Source organism: Kitasatospora sp. NPDC057518, from assembly GCF_042802075.1.
Lineage (GTDB): Bacteria > Actinomycetota > Actinomycetes > Streptomycetales > Streptomycetaceae > Kitasatospora.
Genome location: NZ_JBHVEU010000083.1, coordinates 1 through 24419, shown reverse-complemented (window position 1 = coordinate 24419; position 24419 = coordinate 1). Strand labels below are relative to the sequence as shown.

The window sequence follows — 24419 nt, the reverse complement described above, 5'->3', positions numbered from 1 at the left end:
CCTCTGCGGGGCTCCGGTCCCTTCCGTCGTCCCGCTCTGGTGTTTCGGCGCCGCGCCGGTAACATGACTTCCCCTCATGTTTCCGTCAGGAGGCTGTCATGCCGGACCGCTTCGACCTGCCGGCGGGGTTCCGCTGGGGTGCTGCCACCGCCGCCTACCAGATCGAGGGGGCGGTGAACGAGGACGGCCGCGGGCCCTCCGTCTGGGACACCTTCGCCGCCCGCCCCGGCGCCGTCCGCGACGGCCACACCGGCGCGGTGGCCTGCGACCACTACCACCGGTACCCCGAGGACATCGCCCTGATGAAGGGCCTCGGACTCGACGGCTACCGCTTCTCCGTCGCCTGGTCCCGCGTCCAGCCCACCGGCGCGGGCGCCGTGAACGCCGCCGGCCTCGCCTTCTACGACCGCCTCGTCGACGCCCTCCTCGAAGCCGGCATCACCCCGCTGCCCACCCTCTTCCACTGGGACCTCCCGCAGGGCCTCGAAGACCACGGCGGCTGGCTGAACCGCGACACCGCGTACCGCTTCGCCGAGTACGCGGGGATCGTCGCCGACCGCCTCGGCGACCGCGTCCCCGCCTGGATCACCCTCAACGAGCCCTTCGTCCACACCGTCTTCGGCTACGCCCTGGGCACCCACGCCCCCGGCCGCACCCTGATGTTCGAGGCCCTCCCCGCCGCCCACCACCAGCTCCTCGCCCACGGCCTGGCCGCCACCGTCCTCCACGACCGCGGCCTGGAGGCGATGCTCTCCAACAACCTCACCCCCGTCGAGCCGGCCACCCCCTCACCCGCCGACCTCGCCGCCGCCGAGGCCTACGACGCCCTCCACAACCGCCTGTTCACCGACCCCGTCCTCCTCGGCCGCTACCCCGACCTCACCGCCCTCGGCGTCCCCGACGACATCTTCGGCGCTGTCCACCCCGGCGACCTCGACCTCATCCACACCCCCGGCCTCGACGGCCTCGGCCTCAACTTCTACAACCCCACCCGCGTCGCCGCCCCCACCGAACCGGGTCTGCCCTTCGACCTCGTCGACATCCCCGACGTCCCCCACACCGCCTTCGGCTGGCCCGTCGTCCCCGACGCCCTCCGCCAACTCCTCCTCAACCTCCGCGAGTCGTACGGCAAGGCCCTCCCACCCCTCACCATCACCGAGAACGGCTGCTCCGTCGAGGAGTCCACCACCCCCGACCAGCCCCGCATCGACTTCATGTCCGCCCACCTCGACGCCCTCGCCCAGGCCACCGCCGAAGGCATCGACATCCGCGGCTACTACACCTGGTCCCTCCTCGACAACTTCGAATGGGCCGAGGGCTACCACCAGCGCTTCGGCCTCGTCCACGTCGACTTCACCACCCAGCGGCGCACCCCGAAGGCCTCCTACGCCTGGTACCGCGACCTGATCGCCGCTCACCGGGCGAAGCCGGCGGATCGGTAGCAGCGGCCGCGCCTGGTGGGCTCTACGTACCTGGGCGCTCGTGTCGCAGTGGCAGGTCGTCGAAGACCTGTCGGCTGAAGTGAGCTGCCCGCAGGGCGGTGTGGCGGCCCGCACCGGGATCCGGGGAGAGCGGCGGTGGGCGGTGCGCCCTGCATGGTCCCCTGGACCGGATCTCGCCGCGCCCTGCCCATTGACTCCGACCTTCGCCCCTCTTACCGTAGCGGTCACTACATGAGTCTGTAGTGACCGCTACATGAACGGGTGCGTCCGTGGCGACGCAGACCCGCCGGTCCGGCATGCCTGCTTGGTGCCGATGACGACCCGCCAACGGTTCATGCTGCGTCCCGTTGCCCACAGGAGGTGCGCGTAATGACCGACACCGAAACCGAGAGTGCCCCAAGTCCGGGGCGCCGAAGGCTCCTCAAGGCCGCCCTGCCGCTCGCCGTCGCCACCGCGGCGCTCGATCCGACGCCGGCCCGCGCGGCATCGCCCGACCCGGCGCCGCGGTCGCCCGTGACGCGCGGCCGGGGCCGCATCGACGTGCACTGCCACCTGCTCCCGGACTTCTACCGGCAGTCCCTCGCCGCGCACGGCGTCGTCGAGATCGGCGGAGTGCCGGTCCCGGTGTGGAGCCCGGCCCTCGCGGTCGACTTCATGAACCGCTACGGCATCGAGGCGCAGGTGGTCTCCGTCTCCGAGCCGGGGGTCACCTATCTGGATGCCGCCGCCGACCGGTTGGCCATGGCGCGGCGCCTGAACACCTACATGAGCCGTGAGCTCGTCTGCGGATCCACCTACCGCCAGGGGCGCTTCGGCGGCTTCGCGGTCCTGCCGTTGGGCCGCAGGGTGACCGCGATGGACGTGGGCGACGCGGTGGTGGAAGCCCGGAGGGCGGTGCGTGAACTCGGGTTGGACGGCGTGGGCCTGTTCAGCAGTTACGGCGGGACCTACCTGGGCGATCCCGTCTTCGAGCCGTTGCTGCGCGAACTCGACGACCTGCGGGCCATGGTGTTCGTCCACCCGGTGACCCCCTCGGCCTATCCCGACCTGGGGCTGCCGCCCTTCCTCTACGAGTTCACGTTCGACACCACGCGAGCGCTGGTCAACATGCTCTACAAGGGGGTGTATGAGCGGCACGCGCGCATCCGCTGGCTGGCCGCCCACGCCGGCGGCACGCTGCCCTACATCTCCTACCGTGCGAGCCTGTTGACGCTGACCCCCGAGCTCGCCCAGCGGTTCGGCGCCTCCGGGTCGGCGGACAGCAGTGCGCAGTTCCGCGGCCTCTTCTACGACACGGCCCTCTCGCCGGCGCCCCAGGCGATGAAGTCGGTGCGGGAGCTGGCCGGCGCCGAGCACATCCTGTTCGCCACCGACTGGCCGTTCAGCAGTCCCTTGTTCCTGGGGGCCGGAGATCCCGCGCCCCAACTGGACGAGACGTTCGGTCCCGACGAGCGCCTGGCTGTCGAGCGGGGCAATGCGCTGGCCCAGTTCCCGGCGCTGGCCGCCCGGCTCGGGGCCCGTACGGGCTGACCCCCGAGCCGGACGCGCTCGGCCGATCCGGCAGGCGGAGCGCGCCGGCGAGCGCACTGTGGCACACTTGCTGTAGTGATCGCTCCAATTGGAGTGAACGCTGCAGTAGGATCGCCGTCGACGACAGTCGAACGCACCCGAACACGAGGAGGCACCCGCCATGGCCGGGCCGCAGACGACCCGCAAGAAGCGCGCGAACGGGGTGGAGTCGCGCCAGCGCATCCTGGACGCCGCCGTGGAGATCGCGGGCGAGCGCGGCTACGAGGGCACCTCGATCGCGGCCGTCAGCACCAAGTGCGGGCTGCCCGCCAGCTCGATCTACTGGCACTTCAAGGACAAGGACGACCTGATCGCCGCGGTGATCGAACGCAGCTTCGCGACCTGGCTGGCTGCCGTCGAGCTGCCGGGCGAGGAAGCGGGCACTCCGTTGGAGCGGGTCACCGCCATGGCGGTGAGCGTGGCGAAGTCGCTGATCGACGCTCCCGACTTCCTCCGGTTCGGGCTGATGCTCGCGCTGGAGCGGCGCCCCACGGAGCCCCGGGGCCGGACGGTGTTCCTCCAGGTCCGTGAGATCGCGGGCGCGAAGATCGCCGAGATGGCCCGGGAGCTCGTCCCGGACCTCGACGAGGACTCTGTCCGCCTGCTCACGACCTATGCCGTCGCCGGTGCCGACGGACTGTTCGTCCAGCGCGAGATCAACGGGGACGGCGTCGACCTGGTCGCGATGTTCGAACTGCACGCCCGGCTCGTCTACGAGGCGGCTACACGCATGGCGGCGGAGAAGGAGGAGTGAGCCCGGCCGGTCGCGCGACTCCGCGGCCGGCTCCCCGCGCCGCCCGGCCGCCGACCCGGCCGGAACCGGGCAGGGCCGTGCCGCCGGCCCGGACCCGCCCGGTGCCACCCCGTACGCGTCCGGGGCCGTCGGCCGCTCCGACACCGAAGCGCGCGTCCCCGCCCGAGCGTCGCCTCCCGACCCTGCCGCTGTGAGGCGCCCGCCCGATCGCGGTGCGTCCGTTCCGTGCGGCCCGGTGCACCCGCGGCGCGTCCGCCCCTCGGGCCCTCTCAGCACAGCATCGACCGAGACAGGTTCCCCATGTCCACCATCCCTCAACACCAGACCGACGACCGGGCGGGGGAGAGCCTCGGCGCCGTCGCGGCCGGCCGGGCCGGACACAACGGCGTACTCGCCGCCATGTGCCTGGCCCTGGTCCTCGTCGTGGCCTCCGTCTCCGCCCTCAACCTCGCACTGCCGGACCTGGCGCTCGACCTGTCGGCCACCAACAGTTCGCTGACCTGGATCGCCGACGCCTACACCGTCGCCCTGGCCGCGCTCGTGCTGCCCCTCGGCGCGATCGGCGACCGGCTCGGGCGCCGCAACGTCCTCGTCGCGGGCACCGTGGTCTTCGGTGCCGCCTCCCTGGCCGCTTCCTTCGCCGACTCCACCACCACGCTCATTGTCTGGCGGGTCGTCATGGGGATCGGCGCCGCGATGATCATGCCGGGCACGCTGTCCACCATCACGGCCGCCTTCCCGCCCGAGCAGCGGGCCAAGGGCGTGGCTACCTGGTCGGGATTCGCGGCGGCCGGCGCCATCCTCGGCATGCTCGCCGCGGGGACGCTGCTGGAGTGGTACTCCTGGCGGTCGATCTTCGTCACCGGCGCCGCGGTCGCCCTGGTCGCCGCGCTGGCGGGGATCCTCCTGGCGCCCGACACCAAGGACCCGCACCCCGAGCCGCCCGACGTGCCCGGGGCCGTCTGCACCGCGCTCGGGATCGGCACCCTGGTCTTCGCCATCATCGAGGGCAACGAGCAGGGCTGGACGCAGCCCCCGGCCGTCTCCGCACTCGTCGTCACGGTTCTGGCCTTCACCGCGTACGCCTGGCTCGGCCTGCGCAACGAGCACCCGCTCCTCGACCCCGCCCTGTTCGGTATCCGCGGCTTCCGGGCCGGCGCGATCACCGTCCTCGTACAGTTCATGGCCGTCTTCGGGTTCTTCTTCGTCGGCCTGCAATACCTGCAGCTCATCCTCGGCTACAGCCCGCTCAAGGCCGCCGTCGCCCTCGTCCCCGTCGCCGTGGTCGTCCTGCCCACTTCGCAGCTCACCCCCCGCCTGGTGCGACGGGTGGGGATGAAGGTCACCATGGCCGCCGGCCTGGCCCTGCTGAGCGCCGGCCTGTTCGTCATCTCCCGGATCGACGTCGACTCCGGCTACCTGCCCTTCCTCGGCGGGCTCGTCCTGGCGGGCTTCGGCATCGGCCTGTCCGGGGCCGTGGGCACCTCCGCCATCACCGGCTCGCTCGGCCGCGGCCGGCAGGGCGTCGCCTCCGCGATGAACGACACCACCCGCGAGGTCGGCTCGGCCGTCGGCATCGCCCTCATGGGCTCGATCTACGGCAGCCACTACCGATCCAGCCTCCCCGCTTCCCTCGACCAGCTGCCCGCCGAGGCGGCCTCGGCCGCGCGCGACTCCGCCGCCGCGGGCCTGCACGTCGCCGATCGGCTCGGCGTCGGGGGAGCGGCCCTGGCGGACGGCGTCAAGGCCGCCTTCATGGACGGACTGTCGGCCTCGCTCGTCGCGGTCGGTGCCATCGTCCTGGCCGCAGCCGTCGGCTGCCTGTTCCGCGCGCCGAGAACACCGCCGACGTCGGACTGAACCCGCCCCTCCCGCACCGGCGGTGACGGTCCGTCGAAAGATGTGACCGTCCGTTCGGCAGCTGACCCGATCAACAGTAGGACCGCAGACGCCGCCATGCAGTACATCCCCTACGACGAGTGGGCCGGCCTGACCGGCGGCGGGTACGCGTTGCGCGGGGTGATCGGCCGCGGCGGCGCGGGCGAGGTCCGGTCGGCCGACGACCTGCTCCCGCACCGTACGGTCGCCGTGAAGCCGATGCACCCGCGGCTCGCCCTCGACGACGCCGCCCGGAGCCGCTTCCAGCGCGAGGTCCGCGCCGCCCTTCCCCGCGCACCCCGACGGGCAGCGGACCCAGCCCCTCGGCACCGCGCACGAGCACCGGTCCCGGCCCGGTGCTCCCCCCCGTCGCCGGTCCGTCACTGACGAACCAATACCGCCGCTGTCCGACACCGCGGTCGGACCAGGCCATTTCCGCAGAGGAGAGAGAACATGCACGAACCGGTCAACGGCCGGGCGCCGCGCCTCAAGCGCCGCCGCAACGGGTGGATCGCGGTGGCCCTGACGCTGCTCGCCGCCGCCGGCGGCGGCGAGGTACTGGCCACGCAGTACACCCAGGAGCGCATCGCCGACTCGGCTCGTCGGAACCTCGGCCTCGCAGCCGCTCCCGAGGTGCGCGTGCACGGTTTCCCCGTGTCTCTGCAGTTGGCCCGGGGAGTGGTCACCGAGGCGGACATCGACGCCGCACGCGTGCCGGCCGACCTGGACGGCCGCGTCCTGACCGTCGAGGACGTTGCCGTCCACCTGCGAGGAGTGCACCGGGAACGGGACGGCGGGGAGCGGGCCGACGAGGCGGAGGTCACGGCGACCGTCGCGTACGACGAGCTCTCGGCCTTCTACGGGGTCGCCATCGGCCGGGGCGAGGGTGACGACCGGGTGGCAGCGACCGCCCGGCTGCCGCTGTTCGGGCAGGTCACCGCCTCCGCCCATGTCGGCGTCGCCGCTCCGGACGCCGTCGGACTCGACGACGTCCGGCTCCCCGAGAACGTTTCCCCGGCCGCACGAACCCTGCTGGCGAGGGCCTTGGAGCGCCGGACCCCGCTCGACGACCTGCCCGAGGGGCTCGCGCTCCGGTCCGTGGCCGTCACCGACCACGGCATCGTCGCCCGCATGTCCGGGCACGGTGTCGAGCTGCGGTCCCGCACCGCCTAGGACCCGGACCCGACGGCCACGACCCGGTCGGCCGGCGGTTCGGCCGCGCCCGTCAGCGGACCCCGCCGCTCCGGGGCCAGGGTGGCAGGGACGGCTGGCCACCTCGTGGGCGTCCTCGTCCGACAGACCCGGCGTGAGCACCAGCAGCTCGGACATCCGCGGTCCCGTCGCCGTCGTCGAGCCGCTTCACCATGGGCAACCGCAACCGCAACCGCAACCGCGACCGCAACAGGCCGAGGACGGCCCCTCCGATCGCGCCGAGGGGCACCACGGGGGCCTCGGTCCGGAACCGGCCCGCTGCGCGCCCGGGTTCGAGATCGCGCAGGGGCAGGGGCAGGGGCAGGGGCAGGGGCAGGGGCCCGAGCCCGTCGGCCGTGCGGATGTGCTGCATGCCGCGCAGCCTCAGGGCACCGGTGACCTCGGGGAGGGAGGCCGCCGGCACCAGGGTCGGCCGGATGCCGGCGGCGAAGCGTTCCGCCGGGTCCTCGACGTCCCGCGTCGCGGCGTCCGTCGGCCCGGGGCGTGCGAGGGCTGTTCGGTCAGTCGGCGGAGCGGGCCGTCGCGAGGTCGAGGGCGATGTCCGTGATCATGTCTTCCTGGCCGCCCACCATCTTGCGCCGCCCGACCTCGACCAGGATCGCGCGGGTGTCCAGGCCGTAGCGGCGGGCGGCGGTCTCGGCATGGCGCAGGAAGCTGGAGTACACGCCCGCGTAGCCGAGGGTGAGGGTCTCGCGGTCGACGCGGACCTCGCGGTCCTGCAGCGGGCGGACCACGTCGTCGGCGGCGTCCATCAGCGGGAACAGGTCGCAGCCGTGCTCCCAGCCCATCAGGTCGGCGACCGCCACGAACGCCTCCAGAGGGCAGTTGCCGGCGCCCGCTCCCTGGCCGGCGAGGGAGGCGTCGACGCGGGTGACGCCGTTCTCCACGGCCACGACGGAGTTGGCGACGCCCAGGCCCAGGTTGTGGTGGGCGTGGATGCCGAGTTCGGTGTCGGGGGACAGGACGTCGCGGTAGGCGCGCAGGCGGTCGCGCACGCCGTCCATGGTGAGGCGTCCGCCGGAGTCGGTGACGTAGACGCACTGGGCGCCGTAGGACTCCATCAGCCTGGCCTGCCGGGCGAGTTCGGCGGGCTCGGCCAGGTGGGACATCATCAGGAAACCGGCCACGTCCATGCCCAGGCCGCGGGCGGCGTCGATGTGCTGGGCGGAGATGTCGGCCTCGGTGCAGTGGGTGGCGACGCGCACCGAGCGGATGCCGAGGGCGTGCGCCTGCCGCAGGTCGTGCAGGGTGCCGATGCCGGGCAGCAGCAGGGTGGTGGGCACCGCCTGGTGGACGCTGTCGCAGACGGCGGCGATCCACTCCCAGTCGGTGTGGGCGCCGACGCCGTAGGTGATGCTGGAGCCGGACAGGCCGTCGCCGTGGGCGATCTCGATCGCGGCCACGCCGGCCGCGTCGAGGGCGCCAGCGATGGTGCGGGCCTGGTCGACGGTGTAGCGGTGGCGCACGGCGTGCATGCCGTCGCGCAGGGTCACGTCCTGGATGTACAGGGAAGTCATCGCGTCGCCACCTCCGGGGCGCGGTGGGCGGCCATGCGTTCGGCGGTGCGCAGGGCGGCCGAGGTCATGATGTCGAGGTTGCCGGCGTAGGCGGGCAGGTAGTGGGCGGCCCCCTCGACCTCCAGGAACACCGACACCTTCGCGGCACCGCCGGTGCGGGAGGGCGCGGGCAGCAGGGAGCGGAGCGGGTCGTCCGCGGCGACGCGGTCGAACTGCACCTTCTGCTTGAGGCGGTAGCCGGGGACGTACGCCTGCACCCGGGCGACCATCCGCTCGACCGATTCGGTCACCGCGGCGTCGTCGCAGCCGCCGACCAGGCAGTACACGGTGTCGCGCATGATCAGCGGCGGCTCGGCCGGGTTCAGGACGATGATCGCCTTGCCGCGGGAGGCGCCGCCCACCTTCTCGATCGCCGAGGAGGTGGTCTCGGTGAACTCGTCGATGTTGGCCCGGGTGCCGGGGCCCGCGGAGCGCGAGGAGATCGAGGCGACGATCTCGCCGTAGTGGACGGGGGTCACGGCCGAGACCGCGGCCACGACCGGGATGGTGGCCTGGCCGCCGCAGGTGACCATGTTGACGTTGGGGGCGTTGAGGTGGGCGTCGCCGTTGACCGGCGGGACGACGTACGGGCCGAGCGCCGCGGGCGTCAGGTCGACGACGGTGCGCCCCAGCGAGCGCAGCACCTCGTCGTGGCGGCGGTGCGCGCCGGCGGAGGTGGCGTCGAAGACGATCTGCACGTCCGCGAACTCGTCCAGTCCCACCAGGCCGTCCACGCCCTCGTGGGTGGTGGCGACCTTCAGGCGGCGGGCGCGGGCCAGGCCGTCGGAGTCGGGGTCGATCCCGGCCATCGCGGCGATCTCCAAGGTTTCGGAGAGCCGCAGGATCTTGATCATCAGGTCGGTGCCGATGTTGCCGGACCCGATGACGGCGACCTTCGTGGTCATGCGAGGGCTCCTTCCTCGGTGGCGGGTGCGAACGCGGTCGTGACCGTGCCCAGCCCTTCGATGACGGCGGTGAACTCGTCGCCCGCGGCGGCGGCGGCCATCGGGCCGAGCGCGCCGGTCAGGACGAGGTCGCCGGCCCGCAGCGGGTCGCCGAGCCCGGCGAGGGTGGAGGCGAGCCAGAGGGCGGCGGTGAGCGGGCTGCCCAGGCAGTCGGCCCCGGTGCCCCGGGAGACCTGTTCGCCGTTCCGGGTGAGCGTCATGGTCACGGCCCGCAGGTCGACCCGGTCCAGCGGCACCGGGGTGCCGCCCAGGACGTACAGGCCGCAGGAGGCGTTGTCGGCGACGGTGTCGACGATGGTGATGTCCCAGTCGGCGATGCGGCTGTCGACGATCTCCAGCGCGGGCAGCGCGAACGCCGTGGCGCGCAGCAGGTCGGCGACGGTCGGGTCGCGGTGGGGCAGGTCGGAGCCGAGGACCAGGGCGACCTCGGCCTCGACCTTCGGCTGGAGCAGTCGGCCGGGGGCGACGGGCTGTCCCTCGGGTACCGCCATGTCGGCGAACAGGGCGCCGAAGTCAGGCCGGTCGACGCCGAGTTGGCGCTGTACGGCGGGCGAGGTCAGGCCGACCTTGCGGCCCACGAGCCGTCGCCCCGCCGCGAGGGCGCGCTCGACGTGGAGCTGCTGCACGGCATAGGCGGCCTCGATGTCGGCCTCGGGCAGCAGCGGGCGCACCGGGGTGCACGGGACGCCGGTGCGGGCGGCCTCTTCCAGGAGGGCGGCCGCCTCGGCGACGCGGGCGGGCCGGGTCGGAACCGGCAGGGATCGGTGGGGTGGTGCGGAGCCGAGCACGAGGGTGGCCTCCGGGGATGGTTGCGGGGTGGCGGGAAGTGGTGACGGTTCGCCGGTCTCCACCGGGTGCGGGCGTGCGCCGCGAACACCGGGTCGGGCGGGGGCGGTCACCGCACAGGCGGTGCGGTGACCGTCCAGGTCAGTCGTCGGGGATGCCCGTGCCGCTGAGGGCGGGCACGGTGAGCTCCGGGCGGGCCAGGGATCGGGCTCCGGCGCGGAACTGGGCGAGCTTGTCGACGACGGTCTGGCCGACGGGGAGGTGGCCCCAGGTGCTGATGCCCTGGTGGGTGGTGGGTTCCCAGGTGCTCTCGTCGATGACGATCGGGTTCCAGCCGACCTCCCACTCGAAGCCCGAGGGGGTGCGGGCGTAGTAGGACAGTTCCTTGTCGTTGGTGTGCTGGCCCACCGACAGGGCCATCTCGAAGCCGAGTTCGTGGACGCGCTGGTAGCTGCGGGCGACGTCGTCGAGGGTGGCGGCCTGGATGTTGAGGTGCTGCACCCGGGTGCGGATCGGGTCCAGGGGCAGGCCGCGGACGGCGGCGATCGCGATGGAGTGGTGGCGTTCGTTGACGCGCAGGAAGCGGATCTTGAGTTTGACGCCGCTGATGGTCTCGTCGATGTAGTCGGTCAGGCGGGCGTCGAAGACGGTGTCGAAGTAGCCCCGGATCTGCGCGGGCCTGGTGGAGGTCAGCGCGACGTGGCCCAGGCCGGAGTCGCCGGTGACGAAGCCGGAGGCGAGCATGCGCAGCGGTTCGGCCGCTCGCTTCGGGTGGGTGTAGATCTCCTGGGTGATGCCCTTGGGGCCGGGGAAGCGCAGCAGGCGTTCGACGCCGCGCAGGGCCGCCTCCTCGTCTGAGCCCCGGGTGAGGGGGACGCCGTGGGCGCGGACGCGGGCTTCGATCCGTTCGAAGGCTGCGTGGTCGTCGACGTGCCAGCCGGTGGCGACGACGTCCTCGGCGGGCCCGCGGGTGAGCAGGAAGCGGCACTCCTGGCCGTCGAGGCGGAAGCGCATCAGGTCGGGGGAGAGGCTGTCGTGGTGCATGCCGATGGCGTCGGTGCCGAAGCGGCGCCAGTCGGCGAAGCGGTTCGTCTCGATGACGACGTAGCCGAGGTGGACGGCCCCGAAGACGCTGGTCGGTACGGTGTTCATCGTCGGCCTGCCAGGAAGTCGGCGCACAGCCGGTTGAAGAGTTCCGCGCGTTCGAACTGGACCCAGTGGCCCGTGTTGGCGACCGTGTACAGGTCGCAGTTCGGCATGCGCTCGGCGAGCATCGGGCCACCGGAGGGCCGGTTGACCTTGTCCCGGGCTCCCCACAGCACCAAGGTCGGGACGGGCAGTCGGGACAGGCGCGGGTCGCGGGTGAAGTCCATCTTCCACAGGGTCCGCAGGGCGTCGCGTCCGGAGGGCCGCTGCAGGGGCGGTGCGGCGATCACCTCCGGGTCGATGCTGGCCCGGTAGCGCTCGTCGATCACGGAGTCGGGGACGTCCGCGGCGTTGAAGACGAGCTGGTTGCGGATGAACTTCTCCAGCTTCGGCCGCGAGGGTCCCTCGCCGCTGTAGTAGTTCAGCAGGCTGTTGAGGCCGGGGGTGGGCAGGGCGCGGGTGGTGCCGATGCCGCCGGGGCCCATCAGGACCATGCGGTCGACCCGGTCGGGGGTGTCCAGGGCCAGGCGCAGGGCGCAGGCGCCGCCGTAGGAGTTGCCGACCAGGTGGGCCTTCTCGAGGCCGAGGCGGTCGAGCAGGCCGCGGACGTGGTCGGCGAGGAAGCCGAAGGGGTCGCCGGCGTCGACGCCCTTGGTGCTGCGGCCGTAGCCGGGCAGGTCGGGCACGATGACCCGGTGGTCCCGGGCCAGGGCGGCGATGTTGCGGGTGTAGTTGGAGACGCCGGAGGCGCCCGGGCCGCCGCCGTGCAGCAGCAGGAGCGGCGGGCCGTCCCCGGTCTCCGCGGCGAAGACCTTCCTTCCGCCGATGTCGTACGTCGTCTCCTGCATCGTCGGCAGGCCGGTCGGTGTCGTCGTCATGGTGCCGGGGTCCTCACTGGGCGGTGGACGCGTGCGTGCGGGGAGCGGTGGTGGGGGCGAAGCCCCGGGGCGGCAGCGGGAGCGGGGCGCCCGCGGGGGCCGCCGCGTAGACGTAGGCGTCGGGGCGCAGAGCGAGTGCGGCCGCGCCGTGCCGGGCCATCCAGGGCAGCAGGACGCCGTCGCTGTCGACGAGGGTGCCCTCCGCGGGTGCGGAGCCCAGCGGCGTGACGGTCAGGGACGGCACGCCCAGGACGTCCCAGGCGAGTTGGGGGGCGGCGGTCCGGGCGTGCAGCAGGTGCCACCGGCCGCCGAGCGCGTCGTCGAGGCGCACGCGGCTGCCGTCGGGGCCGGTCACCCACGGCTGGGGCACCTGGTGGCCGGTCGCCCTGGCGCGGGAGCGGGCCTGCAGGCCGGCGTCGTACCGGGCGACGGGGATCCAGTTCGCGCTCTGCAGCCAGTTGCTGAAGCCCGGGACGCGGTCCAGGGTGCGCAGGGCGCCGTCGCGGACCTTGGTGACCGGCCGGCGGCGCTCGGTGATGGTCCGGCCGACGAGCACCGCCCGCCGGGTGACCTCCTTGACGTGCGGTTTGCGTTCGGCCTCGTAGCTGTCGAGGACCGTCTCGGGCAGTTCGCCGCGCAGGACGGCGTCGAGCTTCCAGCAGAGGTTGGCCACGTCGCGCACGCCCGCGGCCATGCCCTGGCCGATCCACGGCGGCATGGCGTGGGCGGCGTCGCCGGCGAGGAAGACCCTCCCCGCACGGAAGCGCGTGGCGAAGCGCACGTGGTGGCTGTAGACGGTCGCGCGCAGCACCTTGACGCTGTCGCGGCCGATCCCGTACCGGGAGATCAGCCCGTACACGGCGTCCTCGGTGACCAGGTGCTCCTCGTCGTCCCCGGGCAGGAGCGGGAACTCGTAGCGGTGGTGGCCCAGCGGGGTCGGGCAGTCGACGGCCGGGCGCGCCGGGTCGCAGTGGAAGCGCAGCTTGTCGTGGTCGGGCCAGGGCTTGAGCATCTCGGTGTCGATGACGACCCAGCGGTCCTCGTACGTCCGGCCCTCGTAGCCGATGTTCAGCTGGGCGCGGGTGAGGCTGGAGCCGCCGTCGGCCGCGATCACGTAGGAGGCGCGCAGCCGGTGCACGGAGTCGTCGGCTGTGCCGACGGTCGTCAGCTCCACCCCGTCGGCGTCCTGGCTCAGGCGCAGGCACTCGTGGCGCAGCAGGACCTCCACGTTCGGGTACCGGTCGACGCCGTCGCGCAGCACCTGCTCCAGCGCGGGCTGGTAGATGAACATCTGCGGCGGGTGCCCGTGCCCGCGCGGGGTGGGGCGGGCACGGATGAAGGGGCGGCCGTCCGCGTCGACGAAGTCCACGGGCCGCTCGGTCAGCATGTCCTGCTTGAGGCGCTCGGCCAGTCCTATCCGCTGCCAGATCCGCACGACCTCCTCGTCCGTGGAGATGGCCCGGGCGCGGGAGAAGACCTCGGCGTCCCGCTCCAGGACCACGACGCGCAGCCCCGCGGCGCCCAGCAGGTTCGCCGCGGTCACGCCCGTGGGCCCGTAGCCGATGACGGCCACGTCGTAGGAGCCGTCCTCGGGCTCTGTCCCAGCCCCGGTCTGACGCATCAGGCCCACCTCACCGTGTCGATCGCACCGCGCAACTGTTGCTGTAGTGCTCACTCCAATTGGAATGACTGCTACGGTATGCTCGCCGTCGGAGAGGGTCAAGTGACCGGAACCGCGTACCACCGGAGGGGACGCCCGCCGCGGCCGAGCCGCGGACGACCCGCGAGCGGCACGCGCCCGGCCCGGCGCCGTACGGCCGGCGGCCGGTACGACAACCCCGCTCCGCCCCCACAGAGCGCACGAAAGGCCGCGGCATGTCTCCTTCGGCACAACGCATCGACGTCCACCAGCACGTGGTGCCCGGCTTCTACCGCGACGAGCTCGCCAGGGCCGGCATCACCGACGCCGGAGGCCGGGCCCTGCCCGACTGGAGCGCCCGGTCGGCCCTGCACCTGATGGACCTGCTGGAGACCGCCACCGCGATCGTCTCCGTGTCCACGCCCGCGACGGGCTTCCTCGACGACCCCTCCGAAGCGGCCGACCTGGCCCGCCGCCTCAACGACCACGGCGCGTCCCTCGCCTCGGACCACCCCGGACGCTTCGGCTTCTTCGCCACCCTGCCCATGCCCGACACTGGAGCCTCCGCCGCCGAGGCGGTACGCGCGCTGGACGACCTACGCGCCGACGGCGTCACCCTGCTCGCCAACAACCACGGCACCTACCTCGGGGCCGACGGCCAGGACGTCCTGTGGCAGGCACTCGACGACCGTGGCGCGGTGGCCTTCGTCCACCCCGCGGAACTGCCCGCCCCACCGGTCAGCGGCATCCCGGCCTTCGCCGCCGACTTCCTGCTCGACACCACCAGGGCCGCCTACCTCCTGGTCCGCAACGGCATCCTGCGCCGCTACCCGAACATCCGCTTCATCCTCAGCCACGCCGGCGGCTTCGTCCCCTACGCCTCGCACCGGATGGCCGTCACCCTCGCCAACGACACCGCACGCAGCCCGCTCGACGTGCTGGACGACTTCCGCTCCTTCCACTTCGACACCGCCCTGTCCTCCAGCCCGGCCGCCCTGCCCACCCTCCTCGCCTTCGCCCGCCCCGGACACGTCCTGTTCGGCAGCGACTGGCCCTTCGCCCCCACCCCCGCCGGGCAGTACTTCGCCAACGGCCTCGACACGGGCGTCGACCCCGGCACGCTCACGGCCGTCAACCGCACCAACGCCGAAGCACTCTTCCCCAGGCTGGCCACCACCCGCCCGGCACCGCTGCCGGCGCCGTCGGCCCCGGTGCGCATCCGCCGAGCGGCCCAACGCGCCGCAGCGCGCCTGGCGTTCAAGCTCGTTCAGCCCGGCACGGACTGATCCGGCGTTGTGGGACCTGGCGTGCGCCGGGTGCGTCCGTGCGTCTCCTCCGTGCCCGCAGCACCCTCGCCGAGCGCTCCCGGACGGGAAGAAATCTCTGCACGGAATGTTCGGCAACCTCGTCGGCCGACTGAGGGTCGCGACCACAATGACACCCCGTCCGACGGGCCGAGGGCTACCACCAGGGCTTCGGCCTCGTCCACGTCGACTTCGCCACCCAGCAGCGCACCCCGAAGGCCTCCTACACCTGGTACCGCGACCTGATCGCCGGTCACCATGCGAAATCCGGACGTTAGTCAAGGCCTGGGCAAGGGGGTGCGGGTCAGGATCGCGACGGGGAAGGGAGTGTCGTCCGATCCTTGACGGCCATGGGAACTCCGCCCGCCTCCGCGCGCTGTCACCTGTCCTCGCCACCCGTGCCATCGGGTGACTACGATCGGTGAGGATTCCGGTCGACTGACGCACCAGGGAGGGCCCGGATGGACGCGGAACTACCGGCGCTGCGGCTGAAGCTCTACATCGAGTCGCTCCAGGTCCTGATGCCCGAGCGGCAGTTCAAGCTTCTGATGGATCTCCTGCGCGGCTATGCCGAGCTCGGTGGTGGGCGGATCGAGGTGAAGCTGGACGCAGAGGAACGGGAGCTGTTCACATCCGCGGTGCAGCGCGAACTGCTCGTTCTCCTCGGCCTGCTCGGTGCCCTGGTGCCCGGACACGAGGACCGCGCCGACGGTGTGGTGGCCGACCTCGGCGACGGCGAGCGGGCCAAGGGGGTCATGTCGCTCGTACCGCCGGAGGTCGCTTCCGATCCGGCCCGCCTGCGGGACATGCGCGACCGGCTTGACGCCGCCGAGGGCCGGCGGGCGAGCGACCGCGCGACGGTCGAGGGAATCGCGGAGGTGAGCGGGATGGCGGGGACGGAAGAGAACTGATCCGAGCGCGTTCAGCTCTGTGAAACCTCACCGGCGGTTGCCGGAGCCGGGACACAGGCCTCCCCGGAGGCCCGGGCGCACCTGCACCAGCTGTACCTGCCGCACGCGACCTGGCCGGTCGACAACCGCGTCGTCGGGCGTCGGCGCGTCCGCGTACTGTGGTGCCCGGAAGACGGGGAGGGCAGCGGTTGCGCAGGGTGCCGCCGGAGATGTTCCGGTTCACGACGGGGGAGAAGGCCGAACTCTACGGTGCGATCCTTCAGGCCTTCGGAGCGGCCAACGAGCGGCTGGAGACCGCGCTCGGGCTGGACGAGGTCCGCACCCGGCTGCGGACGGTGGGCTGGCTCGACGCGATCCATGACGACGACCTCCAGGAGGCGCTGCGCAAGCTCAGGGAGTGGCAGCTGCTGGACGTCGTCCAGAACCACGCGGAGAACTACCGCACCGCCGAGGAGTACGAGCGCCGCAACCTCCAGTACTCGCTGACCCGGCGCGGTGAGGCCGCGTCCGCCGGGGTCGAGCACGCCCTGTTCGTCCTCGCCTCGACGGGGGCGCTCCAGACGGCGGTGCTGGAGGCGATCACGGACCGGCTCGACGAGCTGTACGTCCTGCTGGGCGACTCCGCGTCCTCGGACCGTCGGGTCTTCACCACGCTGCAGGAGCTGGAGGGCCACCTGGAGGCGCTGCTGGCCAACACCAAGGCGTTCAACGGCGAGTTGCAGCGCCTGCTGCGCGCCGAAGGTGCGGACCTGGCGACCTTCCGCGAGGTGAAGGCCGCGACGGTGGCCTATCTCCAGGAGTTCCTCGTCAACCTCGACCAGCGGGGAGAGGCGGTCGCCTCCGCCGTGGAGCGGGTGGAGCGGTGCGGAGTGAGCCTGCTGCACGCGCGGGCGCTGCGGGGCGCCGAGCTGCCGCCGGTCGCCGACGGCGATCCCGCGCCGGCCTGGCTGGAGCGGCGCCGGGCGCGCTGGGAGGGGCTCCGGTCCTGGTTCCGGCCGGCCGACGGGGCACGGCCCCGCGTGGAGCAGCTGCACGACGTGGCGCGGCGGGCGATCGTGACGCTCCTCCAGGTTCTCGACCGGATCACCGAGTCACGGCGCCGCTCCTCCAGCGCCGTCCAGGACTTCCGGGAGCTGGCCCGCTGGTTCGCCGCCGCGCCCACCGAGGACGACCTGCACCGCCTCTGGTCGGCCGCCTTCGGTCTGGGGTCGGCCCGGCATGCCCATCTCGCCCACCCCGACCCGGAGTTGGTGCCCTCCTCGGGCAGCTGGGCCGAGGCTCCGCCGGTGGAGGTCTCGGCGCTGCTGCGCACCAGCGGCCGCACCGAGCGGTTCACCCGCACCGGGAAGGTGCGCGACATCGGAGGCATCAAGGCGGCCCGGGCCGAGCGGGCCCGGAAGGAGCGGGCCGAACTCGAAGCGGCCTGGGACGTTCTGGGAACCGACGGCCCGGTGCGGCTCTCCGACCTGCGCGTGCTGGACCACACCGTCTTCGAGCGGCTGCTCGACCTCCTCGGCCGGGCGCTGGCCGTACGACCGGACGCCGGCGGGGCACGTCGGGCGGTCACCTCGGACGGCCGCGTGGAGATCGTGCTCCGGCCTTCTCCCGAGGGCGGACGGGCCGTCCTGCGGACCTCCCACGGCCGGTTCGAAGGGCCCGACTACCTGGTGGAGATCCGGAGCCCGAGCGCACTGCGGGCGGTCGTCCGGGAGGACAGCGCATGAACACCACCAGGAGCGGCACATGAGCACCCTCGCCAACCAGCTGGTCCTGGCCGAGCGGCAGGACATAGCCCGAGGCATCAGACTGCTCCTCGGCCTGCCGCTGATCACCGAGCGCGGTGACCCGCCCGCCTTCGAGCTGATCCGCCGCCGTCAGGATCCGCTGACGAAGTGGTTCGACTACAACTGCGGCTGGCAGCTGGTGGTGGAGCCGCGCCTGGGGTATGCGCGTCTGCTCAAGATCCGGACCGTGCCCGACGCCTCGCGCCCCGCCCGTCGGCTGCGGTCCGGCAAGGCCCCGTTCGACCGCCGCCGTTACACGCTGCTGTGCGTCGTCGCGGCCGAGCTGCTTCCGGTCCCGGTCACGACGGTCGGCCTGCTCGCCGACCGGGTCGTCCACGCCTGTGCCACCGACGAGGCACTGCCGCCCTTCGACACGGCGAGCAGGTCCGAGCGCATGGCGTTCGTGGACGTGCTCAAGCTGTTGGAGGCCTACGGCGCGCTCCTCACCGTGGACGGCGTCACGGAGAGCTTCGTCGACTCGGCGAAGGCCAAGGTCCTCTACCGAGTGGACGCCACCGTCCTGATGCGCCTGCTCGCCGCGCCCGTCGGCCCGTCCCGGCTGGCCGTTCCGGCGCAGGACGTGCCGCTGCGCTTCGAGGAACTCCTGCGGGGCACGGTGCGCGAGAGCCGGTACGGCGGGGCCGACGCCTCCGACGCGCAGCGCAACCTCCGGCTCCGGCACTCGGTGCTCCGGCGGCTCCTCGACGATCCCGTCCTGCACCACGACGAACTCGGCGCCGACGAACTGGCCTACCTGGCCTCGCCGACGGGGCGCCAGATCGTCAAGCGCGCCGCCGAGCAGGGCGGCTTCGTGCTGGAGGAACGGGCCGACGGCCTGCTGCTCGTGGACCCGGAGGCCATCGCCACCGACAGCCGCTTCCCGGACGACTCCGCGACGGCCCGCGTCGCCGCCCTGCTCCTGCTGGAACCGCTGACGGCCGCCCCGGACGGGCTGACACCGGAACAGCTCGAGGCCGAGGCGAACACGCTGCTGCGGCGCTTCCCGCGGTGGGCGAAGGGTTACCAGTCCGAGGACGGCGCCCAGCGGCTCACCGCCGACGCCCTTCGTGTCCTCGACGACTTCGGCCTGGCCCGCCGGATCGGCGACCGCACCGTTCCCCGGCCCGCGGCGTTCCGGTACCGCACCACCGTGACCGACGGTCCCGCAACCTGACCAGGGAAGACCTCCGATGACCGTGACACAGCCACCGCAGAGCCCCGTGCCCCCGACGGCGGCCGCAGCCGTGCGATGGCGGCCCGCCAGGGCGGGCATCCTCAACGTCTGGCGCTACTACGACGAGACCTTCACCTTCCACAAGGGCCGGCTGCTCCTGCGGGGGCAGAACGGCACCGGCAAGTCGAAGGCGCTGGAGGTGCTCCTGCCGTTCCTGTTCGACGCGAGCCTGCGACCCAACCGGCTGTCCACCTTCGGCGGCTCCGAGCGCACCATGCACTGGAACCTGATGGGGGAGGGCACCACGGGCAAGACCCGCGTCGGGTACGTGTGGCTGGAGTTCGTCCGCGGTGACGGCGATCCCGGGTGGTTCACCTGCGGCGCCAGGCTCCAGGCCAGCGTGCACACCCCCGGTGTCACCGTCGACTACTTCACCACCGGCGCGCGGATCGACCGCCCCGGAGGTCTCTCCCTGGTCAACGACGCGGGCCAGCCGCTCACCCGCGCCGCCCTGGCCGAAGCGCTGCACGGCCGGGGCGAGTTGCACGGGTCACCCACCGACTACCGCAACACGGTCCGCAGCACGCTCTTCCCCGGGCTGAGCGAGCAGCGCTTCGACGCCCTGATCACCGCGCTGCTCCAGCTCCGCACCCCCAAGCTCTCGGAGCGCCTGGATCCGTCGCTGCTGTCCTCGCTGCTCTCGCGGGCGCTGCCCCCGCTCGGCCAGGGCGAGATCACCGAACTGGCCGAGGGTTTCGAGCGCCTCGACCGCCAGCGCGAACACCTGAAGACACTGGACGACGAGGTGGCCGCGGCCACCGCCGTCGCGAACCAGCAACGCGGCTACGCCCAGCGCGTCCTGCGTGCCGGAGCAGCCGGTCTCATCTCCGCGACGACCGAGATGGACAACCTCGCCCGCCTCGCGAGGGAGAGCGGGGAGGCGCACGCGGGAGCCGTGCGTGAGCGCGACGAGAGCAACCGGACGCAACAGGAACTCGAACACGGGCGGCAGGAGATCGAGGGCGCCATCGAGGGGCTGCTCGACTCCGAGGTCTACCGGCAGGGGGAGGAGCTCGACCAGCTCCGTCGTAGGAGCGAGCAGGCCGACCAGACCGCCGCCCGGGCCCGTACCGCCGCCGACCGGAAGGTTCGGGCGGCCGACGAGGACGCGGGGCGTGCCGACGATGCGCGGCTGCGTTCCGAACAGCGGGCCGAACAGACCCGGGCCGCTCGCGAGGAGGCACGTGGCGCGGCGCGGCGAGCAGCCATGGAGTCCGTCTGCGCCGAGGTGCAGACGGTGCTCGGCACCGCACCGGGTCCGTCGGGGGAGAACGAGGAGCAGGGGCGTACGGCGCGCCGTCTGCTGCGCGGCGCGGTCGTCTCGCGGCACCACCAGATCGCCGACGTCCGAGCCGCCGTCGAGCGCCACGAGCGGTCCCTCGCGGGCCGGACGACGGCGGAGCAGCACCTCGACTCGGCGCGCGAACGGCTGACCGGGGCGACCGCGAAGCGCGAGGGGAACGCCCGCGCCTACCAGGCCGCCGTCGACGCCCACGCCGCCCTGTTGCGTCGTTGGGCGAGGGAGGACTGCGCGGAACTCTCGATCGACGACGCCGAGGAACTCGCGTCCAGTGCCGCCGTCGAGACTGATGTCCTCGTGCTGGTCGAAGCCGCGGCCCGGGCGGCGGAGAGCTCCATCACCGCCGACGAGACGACCGCGCGCGCCGGCCGGGACGACGCCCGCGCCGGGCGTGACCGGGTCCTCCGGGAACTGGAACGCATCGCGACCGCGGCCGATCTCCCGCCGGTTCCACCACGGACTCGCACGGCCGACCGGTCGGTCCTGCCGGGGGCGCCACTGTGGCGTCTGCTGGCCTTCCGGCCGGACGTTCCGCCCGCCGATCAGGCCGGCGTCGAAGCGGCCCTCGAAGCGGCCGGGCTGCTCGACGCCTGGATGACCCCCGACGGCGGTCTCGTCGTCGCAGGGCACGACGTCCTGGCCGATCCGGCAGCGGCCGCGCCCGCACCCGGCCCCTCGCTGCTCGACGTCCTGGCTCCGGAACCCGACGGCCCGGTGCCGCCCGCCCGGGTGCGGCGGCTGCTCGCCGGTGTCGCCTACGGCCCCGCACTGACGACGGACCACCCGGCAGTCGTGGGCGCCGACGGAAGCTGGCGGCTGGCGATGGCGGTCGGCTCCTGGGCCAAGGAGGAGTCCAGCCACATCGGCGCCGCGGCCCGGGAACGCGCGAGGCAGCGGCGGATCGCGGAACTCACCACCGAACTGGCCGAGGCCGACACCGCCGTCGTCGGCTACGAGACGCGGCTGCACGCCCTCACCGACCGCCGGAAGCGCCTCGAAGCCGACCTCCGCTCCCGGCCGCACCACCGGGACGTGGAGGAGGCCAAGGGCGGCTGGGACCGGGCCGAGTCCGAGGTGGGCGCTCGGGAGGACGCCGTGCGGGAGGCCGTCGAACAGCTCGCGCGGCAGGAGAAGGCGGTCGCGGACGCGCTGCGCGTTCTCGCCGTCGCCTCCGCCGAGCATGCCCTGCCGACCGAACATGCCGCCCTGGACAAGACCGCCGCGGCCGTCGAGGCGCTGCGCGAACAGGCCGACGTCTGGCTCGACGCCCATCTCGCCTGGACAGCCGCCGACCAGGCCTGGCACTCCGCGCGCGGCCATGCCGAGGCATCGAGGGGGGCTGCGACCGAGGGCCTGGCGGAGGCCGAGACCGCCGAGGCCGCCGCCCGTGGGCTCCGCTCCACGCTCCGGGCGGTCGAGAGCACCGTCGGTGAGGACTACCGCGAAGTGGCCGCCCGCATCAGTGACTTCCGGAAGTCCCTCGACCGCGTTCGCCGCGACCTCGAATCCGGCACCCAGGCACTTCTCGCGCTCGAAGGCCGCATCGGCGCGCTCGGCGCCACCGCGGCCCAGGACGAGGCCCTGCACGACAGGGCCGTCGAGGCCCGGAACGAGGCCGCCCATGGCTTCCGGCGCCTGTGCGTCCTCGGATTCCCCGAGGACGCGGGCCTCGGGCTCGTCCTCACCTCCGCGGACGGCACCCGCGCCACCCTCGAAGCGGCGCGCGAGACCGCTGCCGCGTGGCCCGACCTGCCGCACGGCACCAGGAACCTCGGTGACTCCCTGAACCGTCTCTCCGAGGCCGTCCACCGAGCCCGCCAGAGCCTCAGCAGCCGCGCCGACCTCGAGCTCGAAGCGGAGGAGGACGTCCAGGTCCTCACCGCCACCGTCGACGGCATCCGGGTCGGCGCGACCGGCCTCCTCGTCATCCTCACCGGTGAGCGTGACCGCGGTCAGGACGACATCACCGCAGCCGAACGCGGCCTCTTCGACCGGACCCTCACCGGCGACACGCGCCGCCACCTCGCCTCCCGGATCCGTCAGGCCGGTGAACTCGTCGAGCGGATGAACGGCCACCTCGAAGGGATCCGCACTGCCTCGCGGGTGGCCGTCCGACTGGTGTGGCAGATCCACCCCGACCTGCCAGCCGGTACCCGGACGGCCCGTGAGCTGCTGCTCAAGGACCCGGCGCGGATCACCGAAGCCGACCGCGAGGCCCTCCACGCCTTCTTCCGGGGCCGGATCGAGGAAGCGAAGACCCGCAACACGGCGGCGACCTGGGAGGAGCAGCTCGCCGAGGTCCTCGACTACACGGCCTGGCACCAGTTCGTCGTCAAACTGGACCGCGCCAACGGCTCCGGGTGGCAGCTGCTCACCAAGAAGCTCCACGGCGCGCTCTCGGGCGGCGAGAAGGCCATCGCCCTCCACCTGCCGCTGTTCGCCGCCGTGGCCGCCCATTACGAGGCGGTGCCGGAGTCTCCGCGGCTGATCCTGCTCGACGAGGTCTTCGTCGGCGTCGACACCGTCAACCGCGGGCAGGTCTTCGGCCTCCTCGCGGCACTCGACCTCGACCTGGTGCTCACCTCGGACCACGAATGGTGCACCTACCGGGAGCTCTCCGGCATCGCCGTCCACCAGTTGATCACCGGAGGTGACGGCGACGACGCCGTCACCAGTGCCCGTTTCACCTGGACGGGCACCGACCTGCTGCCCGACGAAGCCGACACGGAAGAACCGGCATGACGGACCGTCACCCCCTCGACCTCCCCGAGCTCCGACCCCTGTGGTCGGCCGTTCACAGCCGTCTCTCGACCGGTCGCCCCGTCAGCCGGGTACGGTCCGGACCACTCGACGAGGCGGGCCGGGAGGCACTGGCCGACCTCCTCGGGCTCGACCGGCTCCCCGGCGCCGAACCGACGATCCCCCTCGCCGGGCTCGACAGTGCCGTGCTGGACGCCTGCGGCCGACCCGTCCGGGACGTGGTGACCGCGATCCTCGGCCCGATCCACGACCGGGCCGCCGAGCGCCACCACAGGACCGGCCAACGCGAGGCCCTGTGGGCGTGGTTGGCCGGCCACGAGGTGGTCACCGTCCAGCCGGCCCTGCTGGACTGGGTCGGCCACCTGCGGGCCGGCGGCCTCGTCGACGGCTCACCCGAGCGGACCCGGGGCCTGCTGACCGCCGCGCTGACCGTCCTTCACGCACTCCCAGCCGACGGTGAGCCACTACCGGTCCTCGCCGCCCGCCTCCTCGACGGCGACTCCCACGCCCTCGACGACGGGACCCGGCTGTCCTCGCTCGTCCTGCGTGCGCTGGCGGTGCTGTACGGCACCGATGTGCCAGACGCCGCCGAGGGACGACGCGCGCTGTGGAGCCGAGCCGGCGTGGCCGACGACGAGCTGTCCGCCGCCGTGCTCGCCGCGGGTCTCCGCCCCGTGGGAGAAGGGCCGGTTGCCATGATCTCCCGCATCTGCGCCGGAGCCGGCCACCCCGTCAGCCTCACCCTCGCCCAACTGCGCACACCCGGTGAGTTCACCGGTCCCGCAGGACCCGTGCACATCACCGAGAACCCCAGCGTGCTCGCTCTGGCCCTGCGCCGCTTCGGCTCGCACTGCCCGCCGCTGGTCTGTACCTCCGGCTGGCCCAACACCGCCGTGATCCACCTGCTGCGCCGACTCGCCGACGACGGCGCGTCCCTGCACTACCACGGCGACTTCGACGGCGAGGGCACCCGCATCGCCGCTCACGTCATGGCCAGAACCGGTGCCGCACCCTGGCGGATGACAGCCGACGACTACCGGGCCGCCGCACCGCGGGTTCCCTTCGGCCCTGATCCGGGTCGCTTGACGCCGGCGCCGTGGGACCGCTCGCTCATCGACTCCATGACCGAGTCGCGCACCGCAGTGGTCGAGGAAGTGGTTGCCGATCTCCTCCTCGACGACTTGGCAGCGCACCTGCACGGATAGGACGACGGCCCGTCCGACGGGCCGAGGGCTACCACCGGCGCTTCGGCCTCGTCCATGCCGGTCGAGCGGGCCGGGGCTCCCCGCCGGCCGGCGGGG

At 73.0% G+C, this 24419-nt stretch carries 18 protein-coding genes and 2 pseudogenes; 13 read left to right on the top strand and 7 right to left on the bottom strand.

Features of this window, described 5'->3' with window-relative positions; genetic code table 11:
• The first annotated feature begins 98 nt into the window (after positions 1–98).
• From ACFU7Z_RS11650 to ACFU7Z_RS11625, 6 genes are all read left to right on the top strand, one after another.
• Entirely contained in the window at positions 99–1442 is a 1344-nt protein-coding gene (locus ACFU7Z_RS11650) for a GH1 family beta-glucosidase (protein WP_380777407.1), read from the top strand.
• A 369-nt stretch (positions 1443–1811) separates the two neighbouring features.
• Entirely contained in the window at positions 1812–2972 is a 1161-nt protein-coding gene (locus ACFU7Z_RS11645) for an amidohydrolase family protein (RefSeq protein ID WP_380777406.1), read from the top strand.
• 160 nt (positions 2973–3132) lie between these two features.
• Positions 3133–3765, top strand: a complete 633-nt coding sequence (locus ACFU7Z_RS11640; protein WP_049656129.1) for a TetR/AcrR family transcriptional regulator — start codon at positions 3133–3135, stop codon at positions 3763–3765.
• Between the two features lie 300 nt (positions 3766–4065).
• Positions 4066–5625 carry an MFS transporter gene (locus ACFU7Z_RS11635; RefSeq protein WP_380777405.1) on the top strand — a complete coding sequence of 520 codons (1560 nt, stop codon included), beginning with the start codon at positions 4066–4068 and terminating at the stop codon, positions 5623–5625.
• Positions 5626–5721: 96 nt separating this feature from the next.
• Complete coding sequence (locus ACFU7Z_RS11630) at positions 5722–6030, top strand: hypothetical protein (protein ID WP_380777404.1); 309 nt, start codon at positions 5722–5724, stop codon at positions 6028–6030.
• Positions 6031–6096: 66 nt separating this feature from the next.
• Positions 6097–6816 carry a DUF2993 domain-containing protein gene (locus ACFU7Z_RS11625; RefSeq protein ID WP_375875325.1) on the top strand — a complete coding sequence of 240 codons (720 nt, stop codon included), beginning with the start codon at positions 6097–6099 and terminating at the stop codon, positions 6814–6816.
• Positions 6817–6868: 52 nt separating this feature from the next.
• On the opposite strand, the pseudogene ACFU7Z_RS11620 reads toward ACFU7Z_RS11625, so the two are convergent.
• The 7 genes and pseudogenes from ACFU7Z_RS11620 to ACFU7Z_RS11590 form a co-directional block, all read right to left on the bottom strand.
• Positions 6869–7288: pseudogene (locus ACFU7Z_RS11620) on the bottom strand (hypothetical protein); the annotation flags it as partial.
• Positions 7289–7355: 67 nt separating this feature from the next.
• The gene (gene dmpG / locus ACFU7Z_RS11615) at positions 7356–8372 is read right to left on the bottom strand and encodes a 4-hydroxy-2-oxovalerate aldolase (RefSeq protein ID WP_380777403.1); all 1017 of its coding nucleotides are present in this window, start codon (positions 8370–8372) and stop codon (positions 7356–7358) included.
• Positions 8369–9316 carry an acetaldehyde dehydrogenase (acetylating) gene (locus tag ACFU7Z_RS11610; RefSeq protein ID WP_380777402.1) on the bottom strand — a complete coding sequence of 316 codons (948 nt, stop codon included), beginning with the start codon at positions 9314–9316 and terminating at the stop codon, positions 8369–8371. Before ACFU7Z_RS11610 ends, dmpG begins: the two co-directional genes overlap by 4 nt.
• Positions 9313–10134: a 2-keto-4-pentenoate hydratase gene (gene mhpD, locus ACFU7Z_RS11605; protein WP_380777408.1), complete on the bottom strand. Its 822-nt coding sequence runs from the start codon at positions 10132–10134 to the stop codon at positions 9313–9315. Before mhpD ends, ACFU7Z_RS11610 begins: the two co-directional genes overlap by 4 nt.
• Before the next feature lie 169 nt (positions 10135–10303).
• Positions 10304–11314 (bottom strand): VOC family protein, encoded by a 1011-nt coding sequence (locus tag ACFU7Z_RS11600; protein ID WP_380777401.1) that lies wholly within the window; start codon positions 11312–11314, stop codon positions 10304–10306.
• On the bottom strand, positions 11311–12186 hold the full coding sequence (locus tag ACFU7Z_RS11595) for an alpha/beta fold hydrolase (RefSeq protein WP_380777400.1): 876 nt from the start codon (positions 12184–12186) through the stop codon (positions 11311–11313). The genes ACFU7Z_RS11600 and ACFU7Z_RS11595 overlap by 4 nt, the downstream gene beginning before the upstream one ends.
• 13 nt (positions 12187–12199) lie before the next feature.
• Entirely contained in the window at positions 12200–13807 is a 1608-nt protein-coding gene (locus ACFU7Z_RS11590; protein WP_380777399.1) for a bifunctional 3-(3-hydroxy-phenyl)propionate/3-hydroxycinnamic acid hydroxylase, read from the bottom strand.
• Between the two features lie 254 nt (positions 13808–14061).
• On the opposite strand from ACFU7Z_RS11590, the gene ACFU7Z_RS11585 reads away from it, so the two are divergent.
• The 7 genes and pseudogenes from ACFU7Z_RS11585 (at position 14062) to ACFU7Z_RS11555 (ending at position 24323) form a co-directional block, all read left to right on the top strand.
• Positions 14062–15111 (top strand): amidohydrolase family protein, encoded by a 1050-nt coding sequence (locus ACFU7Z_RS11585; RefSeq protein ID WP_380777398.1) that lies wholly within the window; start codon positions 14062–14064, stop codon positions 15109–15111.
• Positions 15112–15278: 167 nt separating this feature from the next.
• Positions 15279–15407: pseudogene (locus tag ACFU7Z_RS11580) on the top strand (family 1 glycosylhydrolase); the annotation flags it as partial.
• A 183-nt stretch (positions 15408–15590) separates the two neighbouring features.
• The gene (locus ACFU7Z_RS11575) at positions 15591–16040 is read left to right on the top strand and encodes a hypothetical protein (protein WP_259316984.1); all 450 of its coding nucleotides are present in this window, start codon (positions 15591–15593) and stop codon (positions 16038–16040) included.
• 209 nt (positions 16041–16249) lie between these two features.
• On the top strand, positions 16250–17764 hold the full coding sequence (locus ACFU7Z_RS11570; RefSeq protein ID WP_380777397.1) for a TIGR02677 family protein: 1515 nt from the start codon (positions 16250–16252) through the stop codon (positions 17762–17764).
• A 19-nt stretch (positions 17765–17783) separates the two neighbouring features.
• Complete coding sequence (locus tag ACFU7Z_RS11565; protein WP_049649843.1) at positions 17784–18998, top strand: TIGR02678 family protein; 1215 nt, start codon at positions 17784–17786, stop codon at positions 18996–18998.
• Positions 18999–19014: 16 nt separating this feature from the next.
• Positions 19015–23100, top strand: a complete 4086-nt coding sequence (locus ACFU7Z_RS11560) for a TIGR02680 family protein (RefSeq protein ID WP_380777396.1) — start codon at positions 19015–19017, stop codon at positions 23098–23100.
• Positions 23097–24323, top strand: a complete 1227-nt coding sequence (locus ACFU7Z_RS11555; protein ID WP_380777395.1) for a TIGR02679 family protein — start codon at positions 23097–23099, stop codon at positions 24321–24323. The genes ACFU7Z_RS11560 and ACFU7Z_RS11555 overlap by 4 nt, the downstream gene beginning before the upstream one ends.
• Positions 24324–24419 lie beyond the last annotated feature (96 nt).